Below are 19,075 nucleotides of genomic sequence, written 5' to 3' on the forward strand. Positions count from 1 at the left end.
CACCCTAGGCTGGCCCGAATGAGGCTCCTGCACGTCATCGGCATCGGCGCCGGCGATCCGGACCAGGTGACCGTCGCGGCCGTCAAGGCGATGAACGACGTCGACGTCTTCGTCATGATCGACAAGGGCGCGGCCAAGCAGGAGTTGATCGACGTTCGCACCCGCATCCTCGACGCGCACGTGCGTCGTCCCCATCGCGTCGTCGAGTTCGTCGACCCCCCGCGCGACCGGACGCCGCGTGACTACGACGGCGCCGTCGACACCTGGCACGAGGCGCGCGCCCGGGCGTTGGCCGACCTCCTCGCCGCCGAGCCCGACGACGCCGTGGGCGGCATGCTCGTGTGGGGTGACCCGTCGCTCTACGACAGCACGCTGCGCGTCGTCGACCGCGTCCGCGCGCGACTCGACGACCCCTTCGACGTCCACGTCACCCCCGGTGTGACCAGCCCGTCCGCCCTCGCCGCCGCCCACGCCACGGTGCTCAACCGCGTGGGCGAGCCGGTGCTCACCACCACCGGCCGGCGACTGCGCGAGGACGGCGTTCCCGACGGTGTCGACGCCGTCGTCGTGATGCTCGATTCGGACTGCGGATTCCTGGCCCTGCCGGACTGGCACGTGCACTGGGGAGCCAACCTCGGCACACCCGACGCCGTGATCCGGGCCGGGCTGGTGTCCGATGTCGGCGACGAGATCGTGCGTCTGCGGGCGGACCTGCGACGACGGGCTGGGTGGGTCATGGACACGTACCTGGTCAGGCGGCCCGTGGGTCGTTAACCTCGGGTCGGTGCCGGAATTACCCGAAGTGGAGGCCCTGGCGGGCTTCCTGCGCGATCACGCCCTCGGAGCCGTGATCGGCCGCATCGACGTCGCCGCCCTCAGCGTGCTCAAGACGGTCGACCCGCCGCTCACCGCGATGCAGGGCCAGGACGTCACCGACGCCGCCCGCTTCGGCAAGCACCTGGGTCTGCAGGCCGGCGGGCTGTGGATGATCACCCACCTCTCGCGCGGCGGCTGGTTGCGCTGGACCGACAACCCGTCGTCGGCGCCGCCGAAACCGGGCAAGGGCCCGTTGGCGTTGCGCGTGCACCTCTTCACGCCGGAGGGGTCGACGCCGGCGTTCGATCTGACCGAGGCGGGCACCCGCAAGCGCCTGGCCGTCTGGGTGGTGCGGGACCCGAACGAGGTGTCGTCCATCGCGCGCCTCGGCCCCGACGCGTTGGCGATCGCCGAACCGCAGTTCGTGGATCTGTTGCGCGCGAAGAGTTCTCGGCTCAAGACGGTGCTGGTCGACCAGCAAGTGCTGGCGGGCATCGGCAACGCGTACAGCGACGAGATCCTGCACGCCGCACGGCTCTCGCCGTTCGCGACGACCGGGTCGCTGAGCGACGAGACCTTCCACGAGCTCTACGTGACGATGCGGCGCATCCTGCTGGACGCGGTGGAGCGGTCGGTGGGACAGGACGCGGCGCGGTTCAAGGGCGAGAAGCGGTCCGGCATGGCCGTGCACGCGCGTACCGGCGAGGCGTGCCCGGTGTGCGGGGACACGGTGCGCGAGGTGTCCTACGTCGACCGGTCGTTCCAGTACTGCCCGACGTGCCAGACCGGCGGCCGCGTCCTGGCCGACCGCCGGTTGTCCCGTCTGGTCAAGTGACCTGTCGAGTGACCTACTGCGCGGTGCTCGACCGGAAGTCCTGCGACGACTCGCCCGACGCGGTGTCCCATCCGTCGAATCCGTCCCACGCGGCCCGGCGCTCGCCGAGCGGATCGTCCTCCATGCGGGAGGTCGCGTCGAGAATGCGGGTGGCGCGCCGAGGCACGTCGTACCGCGTCCACTCCGGTCCCGGCTCGCCGGTGGTCGCGAACGCGAGCCACTGACGCTGCACCTCGTCGGTGATGCGCCGGGCGCTGCCCCAGTCCCCGAGAATCGTCATCATCTTGCCGATCCGCGAGCGGTACGCCCCGAACACGGCGAGCAACTCGGACCCGTGGGTGGCGTGCAGTTTCAGCAGGTCGAACAGTCGCGGCGCGTAGTCGTAGCGGTAGACCCAGGTCGGCGCGTGCTCGGAATGCGCGTCCGCGAGTTCGAGCGACGGCCGCCAGAACGTGAAGTCGCCGCCGAAGTCGACGGCGGACAGACCCGCCGGGTAGCCGGGGTACTGCGCGAGGATGCGCTCCTTCGCGGCGGGATCGGTGGCCTCGAAGAACGCGTCGATGCGGGGCGCCTTGGTGAGCAGCGCGTCGAGGAAGCGGGAGAAGAGCGTGCCCTCGTGCTCGTTGCTGCCGATGATCATCGGGACCGCGTGCGCCGCCCCGGACCGGTACGCCTCGAGGGGAGCGGCGGGCACAATCTCGCCGTCCACGTTGGGCCCGAACGGGATCAGCCCCGGCGTCTCCTTCAGGACCTTCGCGTTGAGCCGACGCGCGGCACTCACCAGGTCCGCGGGGCGCGCGTCCTCGAGGACGGTCCGCGCGGTCTCCTCGGTACCGCCGAGCAGCCGCACGAAGTCGCGGGCCCAGCCCTCGCTGCGCTCACGGGAGGCGACCATGCCGGGGGCGGAGCTCTGCGCGATCGCGCGGTGGAAGAGCCCGGCCGCCGACGGGGTGGCCACCAGCGTGGTGACGGCGTTGCCGCCCGCGGACTCGCCGAAGACGGTGACGTTGTCCGGATCGCCGCCGAACGCGGCGATGTTCCGCTGCACCCACTCGAGCGCGGCGATCTGATCGCGCAGCCCCAGGTTGCCCTCGAACGGCCGCTCGGGCGTCGAGAACTGTCCGAAGTCGAGGTAGCCGAGCGGGCCGAGGCGGTAGTTCATCGACACGTAGACCACGTCGCCCCGCCGCACCAGCGACGACCCGTCGTACAGCGACGTCGCGGACGTCCCCACCAGGTACGCACCGCCGTGCACGAACACCATGACCGGGCGCGGCCGGGTGGACCGAGTGGTCGGTGCCGTGACGTTCAGCGTCAGGCAGTCCTCGCTGGCCCGCTGTCCGCGGACCGGACCGATCGGCGACCGCGCGGTGTCCTGGATGGACGCGTCGCCGTAGCGGGTGGCGTCGCGCACCTCGGTCCACGGCGTCACCGGCGCCGGCGCGCGGAACCGCAGCGGCCCGACGGGCGGCGCGGCGTACGGAATGCCCCTGAAGATCGAGCGCGATCCGCGGACGAGCCCGCGAATCGGCCCGTCGGCGGTGGTCACGACGGTATCGGTGTCTCCCTGCCCCATTCGGCCGACTGTACGTGATGCTGCGTTACGGTCACCCGCGATGACATTCACGTATCCGCTCGAGATCGTGCAGCTCCTCGTGGCTCCGTCACACGCCTACTTCGGTCGGAGCAAGGACGGCCCCGCCGACGTGCCCACCGTCTTCCCCGAGTCCGTCGAGGTGGTCGAGGGGAAGGGCATCCGCGGCGACCGGTTCTTCGGCGTGCGTGCGCACACCGAGGCGGCCGTCAGCTTCCTGGCGATCGAGGCATGGGGAGCGGCGACCACCGCCGCGAACGGCGCACCCTGGCGAGGGGATGTGTCCGTGGCCCGACGCAACGTCGTGACGAGGGGCCTCGAGCTGGACCCGTTGCGCGGCGAGGACTTCGCGATCGACACCGGCGACGGCCCCGTGCTCTTCCGCGGCGGGCGTCCCGCGCACCCGTGCGCGTGGATGGACCGCATGGTGGTCGACGGCACCCGCAAGGCGCTGATCGGCCGCGGCGGACTCCGCGCCGGGGTGCTCGGCTCGGGTGTCCTGCGGGTCGGCCCGGGCGTCGTCGTCTCGCCCGTGCCGCTCGACGCCGCCCGCGCCGCGGACTCCGTGCGGCGCGCGCAGCCGCTGGGGCACTAGCGCTCGCGCGCCTCCTCGAGCAGCCGCAACCAGATCTCGCTGGTGGTCGGGTACGACGGAACTGCGTGCCACAGCACGTCCAGCGGAACGGCCCCCACGACGGCGACGGTGGCCGAGTGCAGGATCTCGGCCACCCCCTGCCCGACGAACGTCGCCCCGAGAAGAGTGTCCGACAACCGGTCGATCACCAGCTTCGCGTGACCGGAGAAGTTGTCCTGTCGCAGCGACGAGCCCGCCACGGCGATGTCGGTCTCGACGGTCCGGACGTCGCGTCCCGCCTCGCGAGCAGCCTCCTCCGTGGGGCCGATCGACGCGACCTCCGGCGTCGTGAAGACCACCTGCGGCACCTGACCGTGGTCCGCCGTCGCCCGGTGGCGTCGCGAGTCGGTCGGGCGGCCGTCCGCGCGGGCGGCGATCACGTCGCCGCAGACCCGGGCCTGATACTTGCCCATGTGGGTGAGCAGCGCGCGCCCGTTGACGTCCCCGGCGGCGTACAGCCAGTCCCCGACGGCCGTCAGCGTGTCGTCGACGGTGACGTGGTCGCCCGGAGTCAGGCCCACCGTCTCGAGTCCGAGATCGCCCGTGGCCGGACGACGTCCGGCGGCCACCAGAATCTCGTCGACCTCGACCGTGTCGGTGCCGCCATCGGTCTCGATCGTCACCGTTGCCGGTCCGCCGTGGCGGTGGCCGTAGCCCGTGTCGCGCACGTCGGGACGGTCGACGCGCGCGATCGTGGCGCCCGTGCGGATGTCCGCGCCCGCCGCGGTCAACGCGTCGAACACCGCGGTCCCGGCGAACGGTTCGGCGGTTCCGAGCAGTCCGCTGCGCACCACCATCGTGACGCGCGCACCCAGCGCCAGCAGCCACGTCGCCGACTCGCAGGCGACGACGCCGCCGCCGAGAATCAGGACGCGGTCCGGCACCTCGTGCAGGTTGGTGGAGTCACGCGAGGTCCACGGATTCGCCTCGCGCAGACCCGGAATCGGGGGTATCGCCGCCGTGGTGCCGGTGGCGAACACCACCGCGTGACGCGCGGTCAGAGTCCGATCGCCGACGGTCACCGTCTTCTCGCCCGCCAGTCGGCCGTGCCCGCGAACCACGTCGATTCCGGCGCCCTCGGCCCACTCGACCTGCGACGAGTCGTCCAGGCCGTGGGTGTAGGAGTCGCGTCGGGCGAGCACGGCGTCGACGTCGAGCGGTCGGTCACCCACCAGTGACGCCACCCCCGGCATGTTGCGCGCCTGCTCGAGCACGGACCCGGGCAACAGCAGCGCCTTGCTGGGCATGCACGCCCAGTAGGAGCATTCGCCGCCGACCAGCTCGTGCTCGACGATCACGGCCGTGCGGTCCGAGTTCGCGACGGCGTACTGGGCGGCGTTCTCGCCCACCGGTCCACCGCCGAGGACGATCACGTCGTAGGTATCGGTCATGGGCGGAATCCTTCGCATCGATCGGACGGGAGACGAGACGGGCATCGGTATAGGTTCGCCCGATGGGGAGAACGCGAATCGTGATCACGGGAGCCAGTTCGGGACTCGGCGAGGGGATGGCCCGGCGCTTCGCCGCCGAGGGGCGTGACCTGGGGTTGTGCGCTCGGCGCCTGGATCGTCTGGAGGCGCTGCGCGACGAACTGGTCCGCGCGCATCCCGGCATCACCGTGGCCGTGGCCGCCGTCGACGTCACCGACCACGCGTCGGTCGTCGACGGGTTCGCCGCGTTGCGACGCGAGCTGGGCGGCATCGACCGGGTGATCGTGAACGCCGGGCTGGGCAAGGGCGCCCGGCTGGGCACGGGGCGCGCGGACGCGAATCTCGAGACCGCGCGCACCAACTTCGTCGGTGCGGTGTCGCAGATCGAGGCGGCGCTGGCGGTGTTCCGCGAGCAGAACGCCGGTCACCTGGTTCTGGTGTCCTCCATCAGCGCGGACCGCGGGCTGCCGGGCTCGATGGCGGTGTACTCGGCGTCGAAGGCCGGGGTCTCGGCACTCGGGGAGGCGTTGGTCGCCGAGCTGCGCGGCACCCCGATTCGCGTCACCACCCTGCTGCCCGGCTACGTCGCGACCGACATGTCGGCGCGCGCGGAGAACTCGGGCCGGATGATGTCGACGCTCGACGCCGGGGTGTCCGCGATGGTCGACGCCATCGAGAAGGAAGTCACGCGCGCGGCGCTCCCGGGACTCACCTGGCGCGCCGTGGACGTGGTCCTGCGGGTGTTGCCCCGGCGTCTGACGGATCGGCTGGTCGGCTCCGCCTGACCGGGCCGTCACTGCAGGTAGTTCTCCACCTGCGTGACCGGTTGCGCCTCCGCGTCCTCCGGCGCGAGCCCGGCGTCGCGGCGAGCGCGCCGCCGACGCAGCAGGTCCCAGCACTGGTCCAGCGACTCCTCGATGCGCTGCAGTTCCGCGCGCTCCTCGGCCGGGTCGATCTCCCCGGATTCCGCGCGTGCGCGGAGCCGGTGCTCGGTGTCGATCAGCTCGGTGATCCGGGCGTGCAGATCCTGCTCGGCCATGAGGGGTGTCCTTCCGTCGAGGGTGGGCGGACGGTCCGCTCACCAGAACCGTGGCGTCAACTCGTGCCGCGCGGCGGCAGCGGTGACGGCGTCGCGGACGGCGGCCGAGGTGTGTGCCGCGGTCGGGTCGGTGACCACCACCGACATCGTGTACGTACCCGCGCATCGGCTGACGTATGCGGAGAGCACCGTCGGCGACGCGGCGGCCTGCTCCCAGCGCAGACCGGGATGAATCGCGCGCGTGGCCACCCGCCGCGCGGTGATCCCACCGACGTGCCGCACCGCGTCCGGGAGGTCGCCGATGTTCGAGCACAACGCATCCCGACGACCGGTGGACGGCGCCAACGCCGCGGCCCACCGATCGGGGACGACGTGGAGCAACTCGTCGGGAAATCCGGCGGGAGCGGTCAACGGGTGGCGGTACGCCGTGCGGGCCGCGGCCCGGACGTCCGACAGCGGGGTGTCGGGCGCCGCGCGGACGGCCGTGACGGACAGGGCGTTCGCGCCGCCGGCCTCGACCCGCATCGGCACCCCGAGCGTGACGGGCGCACCGTGTCCGCGCCGCAGCAGGTCCACCACCCCGGCGACGATCGAGAGGAACAGCACGTTGGGGGTGCCGCCGTCGCCCTGTGCCCGCGCCTCGAAGTCGGCCGCCGACACGTCCGCGACGACGGAGACGGGTGCCCAGCCCACCGGCGGCGTGCGGGGGACACTCCGACCGGTGGCGCCCGGGGTGCTGCGCGACGCGGCCAGGTATCGGCGCAGGTCCGCGCGGCGGTCGGGATCGACCGCCAACGACGCCGACGCCGCGGCGGTCCGCCCGATCACCCGCCCGAGCACGGTCGCGGCGTCCCGGAGATCGTCGGATCCGGTCTCGTCGGAGTGCTCGTCGTCGACCAGGGGGCTCGGCTCGGGACGGGCGTCGGAGACGGCCGCCGTGGCGGCCGCGATCAGGCCGCGGGCGTCGGCGACCACGTGGGAGCAGACCACGGACACCGCGGTCCCGGTGCCGTGGGGCGCGGCCGACAGTCGCCACCCCGGACCGAACTCCGGGTCGAGCGGCACGTCGGCGCAGTGGTCCGCCCAGGCCGCGACGTCGGTGATCGGGTCGCTCCACGTCACTCCGGCCGGGTCGGTCGCGCGCACCCAGCGCCGTCGCGCGCCCGGAATTCGGGGGCGCACGATGCGCACTCCGAGCGCGCCCTGACCGAGCTCGAGGTCGGCCCGGTCGAGCGCCGTACGGTCGATGGGCTCGTCGAACACCCAGATGCCCTGCATGGCAACGGGTATGCCGTATCCGCGGTGGGTTCGCAGGAAGATCTCGTCGACGACGGACAGTCGGCTCACTCGGCGGGCGCTCCGTGCCGACCGGCCCCGGCGGTGAATCGCTGCACGCCGGTGGCGGCGTCGGCCAGCGAGATCGCCCCGTGCCGGAACTCGGCGACGATCGCGTCGGCAGTGCTCAGTCCGTTCTGCTCCAGCACCGACAGGCGGTCACGACGCAGGCAGGTCTGGGGGAGGGCGGCGAGCTGCTCCGCGAGTTCCTCGGCCGCGGCGCGCGCGGTGCCCGTCGGGACGACGCGGTTGGCCAGACCGAACGCCGACGCTTCCTGCGCGTCCACCGACCGCCCCGTGAGAATCATGTCCATCGCGCGGGACTCGCCGATCAGCCGGGGCAAGCGGACCGTGCCGCCGTCGATCAGCGGCACGCCCCACCGGCGGCAGTAGACGCCGAAGACGGCGTCCTCCTCGACCACCCGCAGGTCGCACCACAGCGCCAGTTCCAGACCGCCGGCGACGGCGTGGCCGGCGACCGCGGCGATCACCGGCTTGGACAGCTCCATCCGGGTCGGTCCCATCGGTCCGTCACCGTGCTCGGTGGCGACGTTCGATCGATCGGTCCCCAGTGCCTTGAGATCGGCGCCCGCGCAGAAGGTGCCGCCCGCACCGTGGAGGACGGCGACGGCGGCCGTGGGGTCGGCGTCGAAGTCCTCGAACGCGGCGACCAGTTCCGCCGCGGTGGGCCCGTCGACGGCGTTCCGGACATCGGGACGATCCAGGATGATCGTGACCACCGGGCCACGGCGTTCGACGGTCACGTTCATGAGACGACCGTACCGTCGTCGGGCGTCGATCGTGACTGTTCACGAACGGTTTCCGACGTGTTCGTCGTGCGGTGTAACGCCGGGCCACGCTGCGACGACATGGTGAGCGAGACCGTGCCGGCCCGTCAGACCCCCGACCCGACGGACCGGCACGGTCTCGCCTGTGTCAGCGTCCGCGGGCCGCTCGGTACCACTGCACGAGGGACGCGGTGGAGGAGTCGAGATCGTCGCCCGGCCCCGCCTCGTCGGTGAGGGTGGCCGTCAGTTCCTGAGCCTGGGTCTTGCCCAGCTCGACACCCCACTGGTCGAACGAGTCGATGCCGAAGACCACGCCCTCGACGAACACCTGGTGCTCGTAGAGAGCGATGAGTTGGCCGACCACCGACGGGGTCAGGCGCGGCGCCAGGATCGACGTCGACGGCCGGTTGCCCGGCATCACCTTGTGCGGCACCACGTCCGCGGGCGTGCCCTCCGCGGCGATCTCCTCGGCCGTCTTGCCGAAGGCCAGCACCTTGGTCTGCGCGAAGTAGTTGCTCATCAGCAGGTCGTGCATGCTGCCGGTGCCGTCGGCCGTCGGGAGGTCGTCGGTGGGCTCGGCGAGCCCGATGAAGTCGGTCGGGACCAGGCGGGTGCCCTGGTGCAGCAGTTGGTAGAACGCGTGCTGGCCGTTGGTGCCGGGCTCGCCCCAGAAGATCTCCCCGGTGTCGCCGACCACGGGCGACCCGTCGAGCCGCACCGACTTGCCGTTGGACTCCATCGTCAACTGCTGGAGGTAGGCGGGGAAGCGCGCCAGATCGTTCGAGTACGGCAGCACGGCCCGCGACTGGGCGCCGAAGTACTCGGAGTACCAGACCCCGAGCATGCCCAGGAGCACCGGCGCGTTCTCCTCGAGCGGGGCCTCGCGGAAGTGGGTGTCGATGCGGTGGAAGCCGTCCAGGAACTCCCGGAAGCGCTCGGGTCCGACGGCGATCATCACCGACAGGCCGATGGCGGAGTCGACGGAGTAGCGGCCGCCCACCCAATCCCAGAAGCCGAACATGTTCGCGGTGTCGATGCCGAAGTTCGCGACCTTCTCGGCGTTGGTCGACACGGCCACGAAGTGCTGCGCGACGGCGTCGTCGCCCAGGGCGTCGGTCAGCCACCGCCGCGCGGCCGTCGCGTTGGTCAGCGTCTCGAGCGTGCCGAACGTCTTGGAGGCGACGACGAACAGCGTCGTCGCCGGGTCGAGATCGGCGAGCGTGCCCACCAGATCCGCCGGGTCGACGTTGGAGACGAACCGCGCGGTGATGCCCGCGTCGACGTAGTGGCGCAGCGCGGCGTACACCATCACCGGACCGAGATCGGATCCGCCGATACCGATGTTCACCACGGTTCGGATGCGCTCGCCGGTGGCGCCCGTCCACTCCCCGCTGCGCACCCGGTCGGCGAACTCGCTCATGCGGTCGAGCACGTCGTGGACGTCGGCGACGACGTCCTGGCCGTCGACCTCGAGCGACGCGTCGCTCGGCAGACGCAGCGCGGTGTGCAGGACGGCGCGGTCCTCCGAGACGTTGATGTGCTCGCCGGCGAACATCGCGTCGCGTCGGCCGGGGACGTCGGCTGCCCGCGCGAGATCGACCAGGGCGGTGAGGGTTTCGCGATCGATCCGGTGCTTGCTGTAGTCGACGAAGAGGTCGCCCGCGGTGACGGTGAGGTCGCTGCCCCGCGTCGGATCGTCGGCGAAGAACTCGCGCAGATGGCGATCGGCCAGCGCGGCGTGACGGTCGGCGAGTCGGGCACGGACCTGATCGGTGGAGGTGTCGGCGCTCATGGGTCGACCCTAATCGTGTTCGCTTCGAGCGGTCGGGGTATGACTGCGGGACGGGGACGTACCCGGCCCGGAACGTGAGGAGAGACCTGTGTCAGGAACGGCCGCAGTGACCGAGGAGCAGAGTCGGCGCGAGCGTGAGTTGATCGCGTCGGTGCCCACCAGGCTGTGGGTGGGCGGCGAGCAGGTCGACGCCGAGAACGGCGCCACGTTCGAGGTGCGTGATCCCTCGACGGGGGAGGTGCTCACCTCCGTGTCGGACGCGAGCCCGGCCGACGCGGCGCGCGCGCTCGACGCGGCGGTGGCCGCCCAGAAGGGATGGGCTGCGACGCCCGCCCGCGAGCGCGGCGAGATCCTGCGCGCGGTCTTCGAGTCCATCTCGGCGCACGCGGACGACATCGCGCTGCTCATGACGCTCGAGATGGGCAAGGCGCTGGCCGAGAGCAAGGCCGAGGTGAAGTACGGCGGGGAGTTCTTCCGCTGGTTCTCCGAGGAGGCCGTGCGGATCGCGGGTCGCTACACCCCGGCACCGGCCGGCAACGGGCGGATCCTGGTGACCAAGCAGCCCGTCGGACCCGTGCTGGCGATCACGCCCTGGAACTTCCCGCTGGCCATGGGCACCCGCAAGATCGGTCCCGCCCTCGCCGCCGGCTGCACCATCCTGGTCAAGCCCGCGTCCGAGACGCCGCTCACCATGCTCTACCTGGCGAAGCTGATCCAGGACGCCGGTCTGCCCACGGGCGTGCTCTCGGTCCTGCCGACGTCGAAGTCCTCCGCGGTCACCGGACCCCTGCTCGAGGATCCGCGGCTGCGGAAGTTGACGTTCACCGGCTCCACCGAGGTGGGCCGGATGCTGGTGGAGAAGTCGTCGACCAACCTGCTCCGCACGTCGATGGAGCTCGGCGGGAACGCCCCGTTCGTGGTCTTCGACGACGCCGATCTCGACGCCGCGGTCGAGGGCGCCATGCTCGCGAAGATGCGCAACGGCGGCGAGGCCTGCACGGCCGCCAACCGTTTCCACGTGCAGAACTCGGTGCGCGAGGAGTTCGTCGCCAAGGTCACCGAGAAGATGAAGGAGATGACGGTCGGGCGGGGCAGCGACCCGGACACCAAGCTCGGCCCGCTGATCAACTCCGACCAGCGCGACACGGTCGCGGAGCTGGTCGACGACGCCGCCGCGAAGGGCGCGACCGTCGCGCTCGGCGGGACCGCCCCCGACGGCCCCGGGTGGTTCTACCCGGCCACGGTGCTCACCGACGTACCCGACGATGCGCGCATCCTCGCCGAGGAGGTCTTCGGGCCGGTGCTCGCGGTGCGGGGCTTCGAGACCGAGGACGACGGCATCGCGGCGGCCAACGACACCGAGTTCGGCCTGGCGTCGTACATCTACACCGAGAGCCTCGACCGGGCGCTGCGCGTGGCGGAGGCCGTCGAGACCGGCATGGTGGGCGTCAACCGGGGCGTGATCTCCGACGCGGCGGCGCCGTTCGGCGGGATCAAGGCCTCCGGATTCGGACGCGAGGGCGGCAGCGAGGGCATCGAGGAGTACCTCGAGACCAAGTACATCGCGCTGCCCTGAGGGCAGGGACCGCCCTCGGGGGGGGGGGGGGGGGCTCAGTGGCCCAGGCGACCTCGGCCGAGGCGCAGCAGCAGCATCGCGAGGGTGTGACCCTCCTGGCCGAGGTCGCTGAACCGCTGCAGGACGGCCATCTCGCGGGTGTGGACCAGCCGGGGTCCACCCTGGGCCATGCGGGTGCGGCCGATGATCTGCGACACCTCGGACCGGCGCTTGACCGCGGCCAGGATCTCCGCGTCGAGTCGGTCGATCTCCTTGCGGAGTTCGGTGATCTCGGCCTCGGTGGTGGGGACGTCGACGCCCGTGTCGTGCGTCGTGTGCGAAGTACTCATGGCGACTCCTCCTGTCACGACGTGTGTCGCACGCCCGGACCGATCCGTTACCGGGCCGTGTCCAGTATGCGCCCCGCCGAGGTGTCGGTGGTCGGCGGTAACCTGGACGCACGATGAACACCACGTCTCCTGCGCGCGCACACCGGTCGGCCCCGTCCTCCGAGCACCTTCTCGAGGGCCTCAACCCGCAGCAGCGTGAGGCGGTGGTACACACCGGATCGCCGCTGCTCATCGTGGCCGGTGCCGGCTCGGGCAAGACGGCGGTGCTCACCCGCCGCATCGCGTATCTGCTCGGGGAGCGGGACGTCGCCCCCGGTCAGGTCCTGGCCATCACGTTCACCAACAAGGCCGCGGCGGAGATGCGGGAGCGTGTCGCGCAGTTGGTGGGTCCGCGCGCGCACTACATGTGGGTGAGCACCTTCCACTCGAGTTGCGTGCGCATCCTGCGCGCGCAGGCGGCCCTGCTGCCCGGTGTGAACAGCAACTTCTCGATCTACGACGCCGACGATTCGCGTCGCCTCCTCACCATGATCGGCAAGGACCTCGAGCTCGACCCGAAGAAGTTCTCGGCCCGCCTGCTGGCCACGCAGATCTCCAACCTGAAGAACGAGCTGATCGATCCCGATCGGGCGGTCGCCGACGCGCAGCAGGACACCGCGGAGCTGCCCGCGATCGTGGCCAAGGTCTACACGCACTACCAGCAACGGCTCCGCGCGGCCAACGCGTTCGACTTCGACGATCTGATCGGTGAGACCGTCGCGTTGCTGCAATCGCATCCGGACGTGGCGGAGTACTACCGTCGGCGGTTCCGGCACGTGCTGGTCGACGAGTACCAGGACACCAACCACGCCCAGTACATGCTGGTGCGGGAGCTGGTGGGCACGGACGGCGAGTCGAGCGAGGGCGTGCCGCCGAGCGAGCTGTGCGTGGTCGGTGACGCGGACCAGTCCATCTACGCCTTCCGCGGCGCCACCATCCGCAACATCGAGGAGTTCGAGCGCGACTACCCGGATGCGCGCACCATCCTGCTCGAGCAGAACTACCGCTCCACCCAGACCATTCTGTCCGCGGCCAACGCGGTCATCGCGCGCAACACCGGCCGGCGGGAGAAGCGGCTGTGGACCGACACCGGTGAGGGCGAGCAGATCGTCGGATACGTCGCCGACAACGAGCACGACGAGGCACGGTTCGTCGCGTCGGAGATCGATCGGCTGGTCGACGGCACCGACCTCAAGTACTCCGACGTCGCCGTCTTCTACCGGACCAACAACAACTCGCGTGCGCTCGAGGAGATCTTCGTGCGCCTCGGCCTGCCCTACAAGGTGGTCGGCGGAGTGCGGTTCTACGAGCGCAAGGAGGTCCGGGACATCGTCGCGTACCTGCGGGTGCTCGCCAATCCGGACGACACCGTGAGCATGCGCCGCATCCTCAACACCCCGCGTCGCGGTATCGGGGACCGGGCGGAGGCCTGCGTCGCGGTGCACGCCGAGCGGAAGAACATCAGCTTCAACGCGGCGCTGCTCGACGCCGCAGTGGGGCGGGTGTCGCTGCTGAACACCCGCGCGCAGAACGCGATCGGCTCGTTCGTGGAGATGATCGACGAGTTGCGCGCGGCCATGAACCAGGTCGACGCGGACGGCAACGACGTCGCCGACATCGGCGACGTGGTGGAGGCGGTCCTGGACCGCACCCGCTACCGCGCCGAGCTCGAGGCCAGCTCCGATCCGCAGGACGGCGCGCGCCTGGACAACCTCAACGAACTCGTCTCCGTCGCACGAGAATTCAGTGCCGACGCGCGCAATGCTGAGGGTCTGGAGGATCTGGACGTCGAGGCGGACACCGACCGCGACACCGAGGGTGTGGCCGAGCCGGGTTCGCTGGCGGCGTTCCTCGAGCGGGTCTCGCTCGTGGCGGACACCGACCAGATCCCCGACAACGGCGACGGCGTGGTCACGCTCATGACCCTGCACACGGCCAAGGGCCTCGAGTTCCCCGTCGTGTTCGTCACCGGGTGGGAGGACGGGCAGTTCCCGCACATGCGCGCCCTGGGCGACCCGGCCGAGCTGTCGGAGGAACGTCGGCTGGCCTACGTGGGCATCACGCGCGCGCGGCATCGGCTCTACCTGACCCGCGCGATCATGCGCTCGGCGTGGGGGCAGCCCATCCAGAACCCGGAATCGCGTTTCCTGCAGGAGGTTCCGCAGCACCTGATCGACTGGAAGCGCGAGGATCCCGGCGTCGGTGGCGGCGGGACGGGCGGCGGTTTCGGCTCGGGCCGTCAGCGGGACTGGACGTCGAACCCGCGCGGGGGATGGTCGGGCGGCTCGTCGCCGTCGTCGACCCCCACCCCGAGTTTCGGCAAGGCGCGTGCCTCCAACACGGTGCTGTCGTTGGCGGTCGGCGATCGCGTCAGCCACGACAAGTACGGGCTGGGCACGGTGGTGGAGTCCGAGGGGACCGGTCAGCGCGCGATGGTGCTCATCGACTTCGGTACGGCCGGTCGGGTGAAGATGATGCTCATCGGCGGAGTGCCGATGCAGAAGCTGTAGGCGCGGGGAGCGGGCCGACGATCAGTCGCCGGCCGGCCCCAGGCTGATGCCGCGGGTGGCCAGCCAGGGGAGGGGGTCGATCTTGTTCTCGCCGGGCAGGTGCACCTCGAAGTGCAGGTGCGGTCCGGTGGACTGGCCGCGGTTGCCCATCTTGGCGATCTCGTCGCCCGCCATGACCGTCTGGCCGACCTGGACCTCGGACGAGTCGATGTGCCCGTAGACGGTGATGGTGCCGTCGGCGTGCTGCAGGCGGATCCACAGCCCGAAGCCGGCGGCGGGGCCGGAATCGATGACGGTGCCGTCGGCAACGGCGCGAACCGGGGTGCCGATGGCGTTGGCGATGTCCACACCCGCGTGCAGCGTGCCCCAGCGGGCGCCGAAGCCGGAGGTGTAGGTGCCCAGAGCCGGGAGCACGAAGAGCGGGCGGCGCGCCGCGGCTTCGCGGGCCTCACGCTCGGCGAGGAAGCGCTGGCCCTTGGCCAGCAGCTCGTCGAACTGACCGAGGTCGATCGGCGAGGTGACGTTGAGGATCTGCGGTGCGGCGGACTTCGACGGCGCCGAGATGGGCGCTCCGGTCGAGGTGGCCGTGGGCAGCGTGTCCGACGTGGGCGCAGCGACGTCGAGGACGGCCGGAGCGGCGGCATCGTCCACCCCGGCGGACGCGGCCGCGGCGGGAGCCTGGCCGGCGGCCAGGGCGTACTCGGAGACGTCCGTGCGCTCGGCAGACTGGTGTCCGGTCACGGCGGCCTGGCCGGCGGAGACCACGGCGCCGGCGGCGACGGCCACGACGGCGACGCGGCCCTTGAGTGCGCTGGGGGGAGCAGGAATGCGGTGGGCGCCGGAGCGGCGCGGGGCGACCTCGTCGACCGTGTCGGGGTCGGTGGTGGCGATCAGGAACTGGGTGGCGGGCACCGAGCGGCGGCGACGCGGTGCGTCGTCGGCGGGGGTGGTCGCGGACCAGGCGGGAACGGTGGCGTCGTAGTCGTCGGCTTCGTGATCGCGGTCCCACGGACTGGAGGTGTCGACGGGGGAGGGATCGGGAATGCCGGTGATTCCGGTGGTGTCGGTAGAGCTGTCGCCGACGAAGCGGCTGGGTGTGAACGGAGTGCGGTGGTGCTGCAAGAGCTGCCGTCCTCCTGATCGTGAAACCCCGGTGGGTCGCGGTGAGAATCCGTGACCTGCTCGTGATGTGAGCCTCGGCGACGGTAACGAAACGGTCGCAGGCAGCGCAAGCCGATCCGCGGTCCCGCATGAAACTGTGAGGTGGCTCACAAGCCCACCTGGCGGAACTCGGGAGAACGACCGAAGCGATCGGGTCCCCGATACCGTCGTCCATCGTGACGACGTCCCGCGCTGCCGTGCTCACCGGGTCCGCCGCGTTCGTCGTGGTGGGTGCGACCGCGGTGACGGTGGCCGCCTTCGTCGGCGTGGCCGCCCCGGTGCTCGGCGGTCCCGTGTGGGGGTCGACCGCGGTGACCGCGATCCTGTCCGTTCTGCTCGTCGCGCTCGTCCTCGGGGGCCGTCGGTCACGCCCCGATCTCGCCGCGGCGGCGACGGCCGCCGTGGGTGCGGTGAGTGTCGGGCTCGCCGTGACCGATCTGCAACTGTTCACGCGCGCGCTCGACGCGGACCGGCTGGACCTGTTCCGCCCGACGACGACGGCGTCACCCGTGGCCGGCCTCGGCGCCGTCGTGCTGACCGCCGGGCACCTCGCCCTCGTCGTCGCCGGCGTCCTGGCCGTGCTCGCGCTGGCTCGGCCGACGTTTCTCGACGACCCTGCTCTCGACGACCCTGCTCTCGACGACCCTGCTCTCGACGACCCTGCTCTCGACGACCCTGCGAACCCCGACCGTCGGCCCGTCCTGGTCGCCGTCGGGGCGGTCGCCGCCGCGTCGAGCGTCGCGTTGCCCGCCTACGTCAGTGCCGATTCGGTGTTCCTGGCGCCGTCGGTGCTGGGCGCGCCGCTCCCGCTCGCGTTGGGCTACGTCCTCGCCGCGCTCGCGACGCTGGTGGTCGTCGCGGTCGCGGCCACGTCGTCACGCGGCGACGTGCTCCGGGGCGCGCTCCTCGGGATCGTCCTGTGCGTCCTGCTCGTCTGCGCGCCGCGACTCCCGGCCGCCGCCGCGGCGGGTGACCGCATCGACGTCGGTCCCGGCACGTGGGCGGGGCTCGTCGGAGCGGCTGCGCTGCTGGCGGCCGCGCGCCCGGCCGCGGCCCCACGCGACGACCGAAGCGACCGTCGGGGGCCGCGGCCGAGTCGGACCCGTGGACCCGTCCCGCACGTGACGGCCGGGCTCGCCCTCCTGGGGTCCGCGATCCTCGCTGGCGTCGGGTCGCTGCTGCCCGTGCTCGCGGCGGACGGGCCGGTGCCGTCCCCGGGCGGAACGGCAGCCGTCGCGGTGTCGTCGATGGTCGTCGCCGTGGTCGGCGTCCTGTTGCTGCTCTCGGAGTTCGCACCGGCCGTGCGACCCGCCGCGCCGCCGATCCTGGCCGCGCACGTGGCCGTCGTCGCCGTCGTACTCCAGGCCGTCGTGCTGGGCGTGGGGGTCGACGGGGTCCGTCCGGGCCTCGGAGGATGGCTGCTCGTCGTGGCGGTGCTCGTGGCGGTGGTGGCGGGCATCGCGCTCGCTGCCGCGGGTGCGACCGACCGCGGTGCGTCCGAGGGGACCGCGACCGGACCCCGGGACGAGCCCGAACGTCCGCGGCCCGTGCACCTCCTGGCGTGGGCGACGGCCGCGTCGATCGTCGTCGGGTCGCTGCTCCCGGCGCGCACGGTCGCCGGCCGCGTCGGCGGCTGGGTCGGCACGTGGCCGTGGGGGTGGGACGTGTGGGGGCGCGTCGTGTTCGCCGCCGTCGTCGTCGCGACGACGGCGATCCTGCTGCGCGCGCGGCGGTCTCGCGCCGTCGCGGCCGCGGTCGGGACGGCGATCGCGGCGGGTGGTACGGCTGCGGCGGCGCTGCTGGAGGGCGGCACGATCGGCGGCGCGATCACGGGCGTCGGTGCAATCGGCGCGGCCCTGCTCGCGGGTCTGCTCACCCGTACTGACCAGTAGCTTTCGTGCAGGTCGGTGAGATGGAGCACAACATCCACGGGGTGTTGTCCAGGCCTCCGGGCCGGTCGTTATTGTCGTTGGTCGGACCCGCTCCTACCCCTCGAGCGGGCATCAACGCAGACGAGATGGTGAGCTGATGGATCTCTTCGAATACCAGGCGAAGGAACTCTTCGCCAAGCACGAAGTTCCGACCTCGGCCGGACGTGTCACCGACACGGTGGCCGGAGCCCGCGCGATCGCCGAGGAGATCGGCAAGCCGGTCATGGTCAAGGCGCAGGTCAAGGTCGGCGGCCGCGGCAAGGCCGGCGGCGTGAAGTACTCGAAGGACGTCGCGGAGGCGGAAGCCAACGCCGAGGCAATCCTGGGCCTGGACATCAAGGGCCACGTCGTCAAGAAGCTCCTGGTCGCCGAGGCCAGTGACATCGCGGAGGAGTACTACATCTCCTTCCTGCTCGACCGCACCAACCGCACCTACCTGGCGATGTGTTCCGTCGAGGGTGGTGTCGAGATCGAGGTGACGGCCGAGGAGAACCCGGACGCCCTGGCCCGCATCCCCGTCGACGCCGTCAAGGGTGTCGACCTGGCGTTCGCGCGGCAGATCGCCGAGGCCGGCAAGCTGCCCGCCGAGGTGCTCGACGCCGCCGCCAACACCATCCAGAAGCTGTGGGAAGTCTTCATCAAGGAAGACGCCCTCCTCGTCGAGGTCAACCCCCTCGTGCGCACGCCGGACGACCAGATCCTCGCCCTCGACGGCAAGGTCACCCTGGACGCCAACGCGGACTTCCGCCAGCAGGGTCACGCCGAGTTCGAGGACGCCGACGCGGCCGACCCGCTCGAGGCGAAGGCCAAGGCCAACGACCTCAACTACGTCAAGCTCGACGGCCAGGTCGGCATCATCGGCAACGGCGCCGGGCTGGTCATGTCGACCCTCGACGTCGTCGCGTACGCCGGTGAGGCCCACGGCGGCGTGAAGCCCGCCAACTTCCTCGACATCGGTGGCGGTGCCTCGGCCGAGGTCATGGCCAACGGTCTCGACGTCATCCTCGGCGACGATCAGGTCAAGAGCGTGTTCGTCAACGTCTTCGGCGGCATCACCGCGTGCGACGCCGTCGCGAACGGCATCGTCGGTGCGCTGAAGAAGCTGGGCGACGACGCCAACAAGCCGCTGGTGGTTCGCCTCGACGGCAACAAGGTCGAGGAAGGCCGCACGATTCTCGCCGACGCCGCGCACCCGCTGGTGACGCTCGCCGAGACCATGGACGAGGGCGCCGACAAGGCCGCCGAGCTGGCTGCGAAGTAGAGGGC

16 protein-coding genes are annotated in these 19,075 nt (G+C 71.5%); 8 read left to right on the forward strand and 8 right to left on the reverse strand.

The window, feature by feature from the left end; genetic code table 11:
- Positions 1–18: 18 nt before the first annotated feature.
- Together cobF and HQ603_RS01685 are read left to right on the forward strand one after the other, a co-directional pair.
- Positions 19–774, forward strand: coding sequence for a precorrin-6A synthase (deacetylating) (gene cobF, locus HQ603_RS01680; protein WP_222682632.1), 756 nt, complete (start codon positions 19–21; stop codon positions 772–774).
- A 10-nt stretch (positions 775–784) separates the two neighbouring features.
- Positions 785–1,651, forward strand: coding sequence for an Fpg/Nei family DNA glycosylase (locus HQ603_RS01685; RefSeq protein WP_222682633.1), 867 nt, complete (start codon positions 785–787; stop codon positions 1,649–1,651).
- A gap of 13 nt (positions 1,652–1,664) precedes the next feature.
- On the opposite strand, the gene HQ603_RS01690 is transcribed toward HQ603_RS01685, so the two are convergent.
- Complete coding sequence (locus HQ603_RS01690) at positions 1,665–3,227, reverse strand: carboxylesterase/lipase family protein (protein ID WP_222682634.1); 1,563 nt, start codon at positions 3,225–3,227, stop codon at positions 1,665–1,667.
- Positions 3,228–3,267: 40 nt separating this feature from the next.
- On the opposite strand from HQ603_RS01690, the gene HQ603_RS01695 reads away from it, so the two are divergent.
- Complete coding sequence (locus HQ603_RS01695; protein ID WP_222682635.1) at positions 3,268–3,840, forward strand: molybdenum cofactor biosysynthesis protein; 573 nt, start codon at positions 3,268–3,270, stop codon at positions 3,838–3,840.
- Here HQ603_RS01695 and HQ603_RS01700 read toward each other — a convergent pair.
- Positions 3,837–5,270 (reverse strand): dihydrolipoyl dehydrogenase family protein, encoded by a 1,434-nt coding sequence (locus tag HQ603_RS01700; protein WP_222682636.1) that lies wholly within the window; start codon positions 5,268–5,270, stop codon positions 3,837–3,839. The two genes, HQ603_RS01695 and HQ603_RS01700, sit on opposite strands and share 4 nt — an antisense overlap.
- A 62-nt stretch (positions 5,271–5,332) precedes the next feature.
- Between HQ603_RS01700 and HQ603_RS01705 the strand changes: the two genes are divergently transcribed.
- The gene (locus HQ603_RS01705) at positions 5,333–6,094 is read left to right on the forward strand and encodes an SDR family oxidoreductase (RefSeq protein WP_222682637.1); all 762 of its coding nucleotides are present in this window, start codon (positions 5,333–5,335) and stop codon (positions 6,092–6,094) included.
- 8 nt (positions 6,095–6,102) lie between these two features.
- Here the strand turns inward: HQ603_RS01705 and HQ603_RS01710 are convergent, their stop codons facing one another.
- The 4 genes from HQ603_RS01710 to pgi all read right to left on the reverse strand — a co-directional run bounded on the left by HQ603_RS01710 (position 6,103) and on the right by pgi (position 10,263).
- Complete coding sequence (locus HQ603_RS01710) at positions 6,103–6,348, reverse strand: DUF2630 family protein (RefSeq protein ID WP_068102768.1); 246 nt, start codon at positions 6,346–6,348, stop codon at positions 6,103–6,105.
- 39 nt (positions 6,349–6,387) lie between these two features.
- Positions 6,388–7,695, reverse strand: coding sequence for a hypothetical protein (locus HQ603_RS01715; protein WP_222682638.1), 1,308 nt, complete (start codon positions 7,693–7,695; stop codon positions 6,388–6,390).
- The gene (locus tag HQ603_RS01720; protein WP_222682639.1) at positions 7,692–8,453 is read right to left on the reverse strand and encodes a crotonase/enoyl-CoA hydratase family protein; all 762 of its coding nucleotides are present in this window, start codon (positions 8,451–8,453) and stop codon (positions 7,692–7,694) included. Before HQ603_RS01720 ends, HQ603_RS01715 begins: the two co-directional genes overlap by 4 nt.
- Before the next feature lie 166 nt (positions 8,454–8,619).
- Positions 8,620–10,263: a glucose-6-phosphate isomerase gene (gene pgi, locus HQ603_RS01725; protein WP_222682640.1), complete on the reverse strand. Its 1,644-nt coding sequence runs from the start codon at positions 10,261–10,263 to the stop codon at positions 8,620–8,622.
- 106 nt (positions 10,264–10,369) lie between these two features.
- Here pgi and HQ603_RS01730 point away from each other — a divergent pair, with 106 nt between their 5' ends.
- Positions 10,370–11,839: an NAD-dependent succinate-semialdehyde dehydrogenase gene (locus tag HQ603_RS01730; protein ID WP_222682641.1), complete on the forward strand. Its 1,470-nt coding sequence runs from the start codon at positions 10,370–10,372 to the stop codon at positions 11,837–11,839.
- Positions 11,840–11,874: 35 nt separating this feature from the next.
- Here the strand turns inward: HQ603_RS01730 and HQ603_RS01735 are convergent, their stop codons facing one another.
- Positions 11,875–12,168, reverse strand: coding sequence for a chorismate mutase (locus tag HQ603_RS01735; RefSeq protein ID WP_068144987.1), 294 nt, complete (start codon positions 12,166–12,168; stop codon positions 11,875–11,877).
- 113 nt (positions 12,169–12,281) lie between these two features.
- On the opposite strand from HQ603_RS01735, the gene pcrA reads away from it, so the two are divergent.
- On the forward strand, positions 12,282–14,717 hold the full coding sequence (gene pcrA / locus HQ603_RS01740; RefSeq protein WP_222682642.1) for a DNA helicase PcrA: 2,436 nt from the start codon (positions 12,282–12,284) through the stop codon (positions 14,715–14,717).
- A gap of 21 nt (positions 14,718–14,738) precedes the next feature.
- Here pcrA and HQ603_RS01745 read toward each other — a convergent pair whose 3' ends face one another.
- On the reverse strand, positions 14,739–15,839 hold the full coding sequence (locus HQ603_RS01745; RefSeq protein WP_222682643.1) for a M23 family metallopeptidase: 1,101 nt from the start codon (positions 15,837–15,839) through the stop codon (positions 14,739–14,741).
- 215 nt (positions 15,840–16,054) lie between these two features.
- Here HQ603_RS01745 and HQ603_RS01750 point away from each other — a divergent pair, with 215 nt between their 5' ends.
- Both HQ603_RS01750 and sucC read left to right on the forward strand, forming a co-directional pair.
- Positions 16,055–17,770, forward strand: a complete 1,716-nt coding sequence (locus HQ603_RS01750) for a hypothetical protein (RefSeq protein ID WP_222682644.1) — start codon at positions 16,055–16,057, stop codon at positions 17,768–17,770.
- A 136-nt stretch (positions 17,771–17,906) separates the two neighbouring features.
- A complete protein-coding gene (sucC, locus tag HQ603_RS01755; RefSeq protein WP_222682645.1) occupies positions 17,907–19,070 on the forward strand; it encodes an ADP-forming succinate--CoA ligase subunit beta in 1,164 nt (387 codons plus the stop codon).
- The last annotated feature ends 5 nt before the right edge of the window (positions 19,071–19,075 follow it).

The sequence above is a fragment of the Rhodococcoides corynebacterioides genome, from assembly GCF_019834675.1.
GTDB lineage: Bacteria > Actinomycetota > Actinomycetes > Mycobacteriales > Mycobacteriaceae > Rhodococcoides > Rhodococcoides corynebacterioides_A.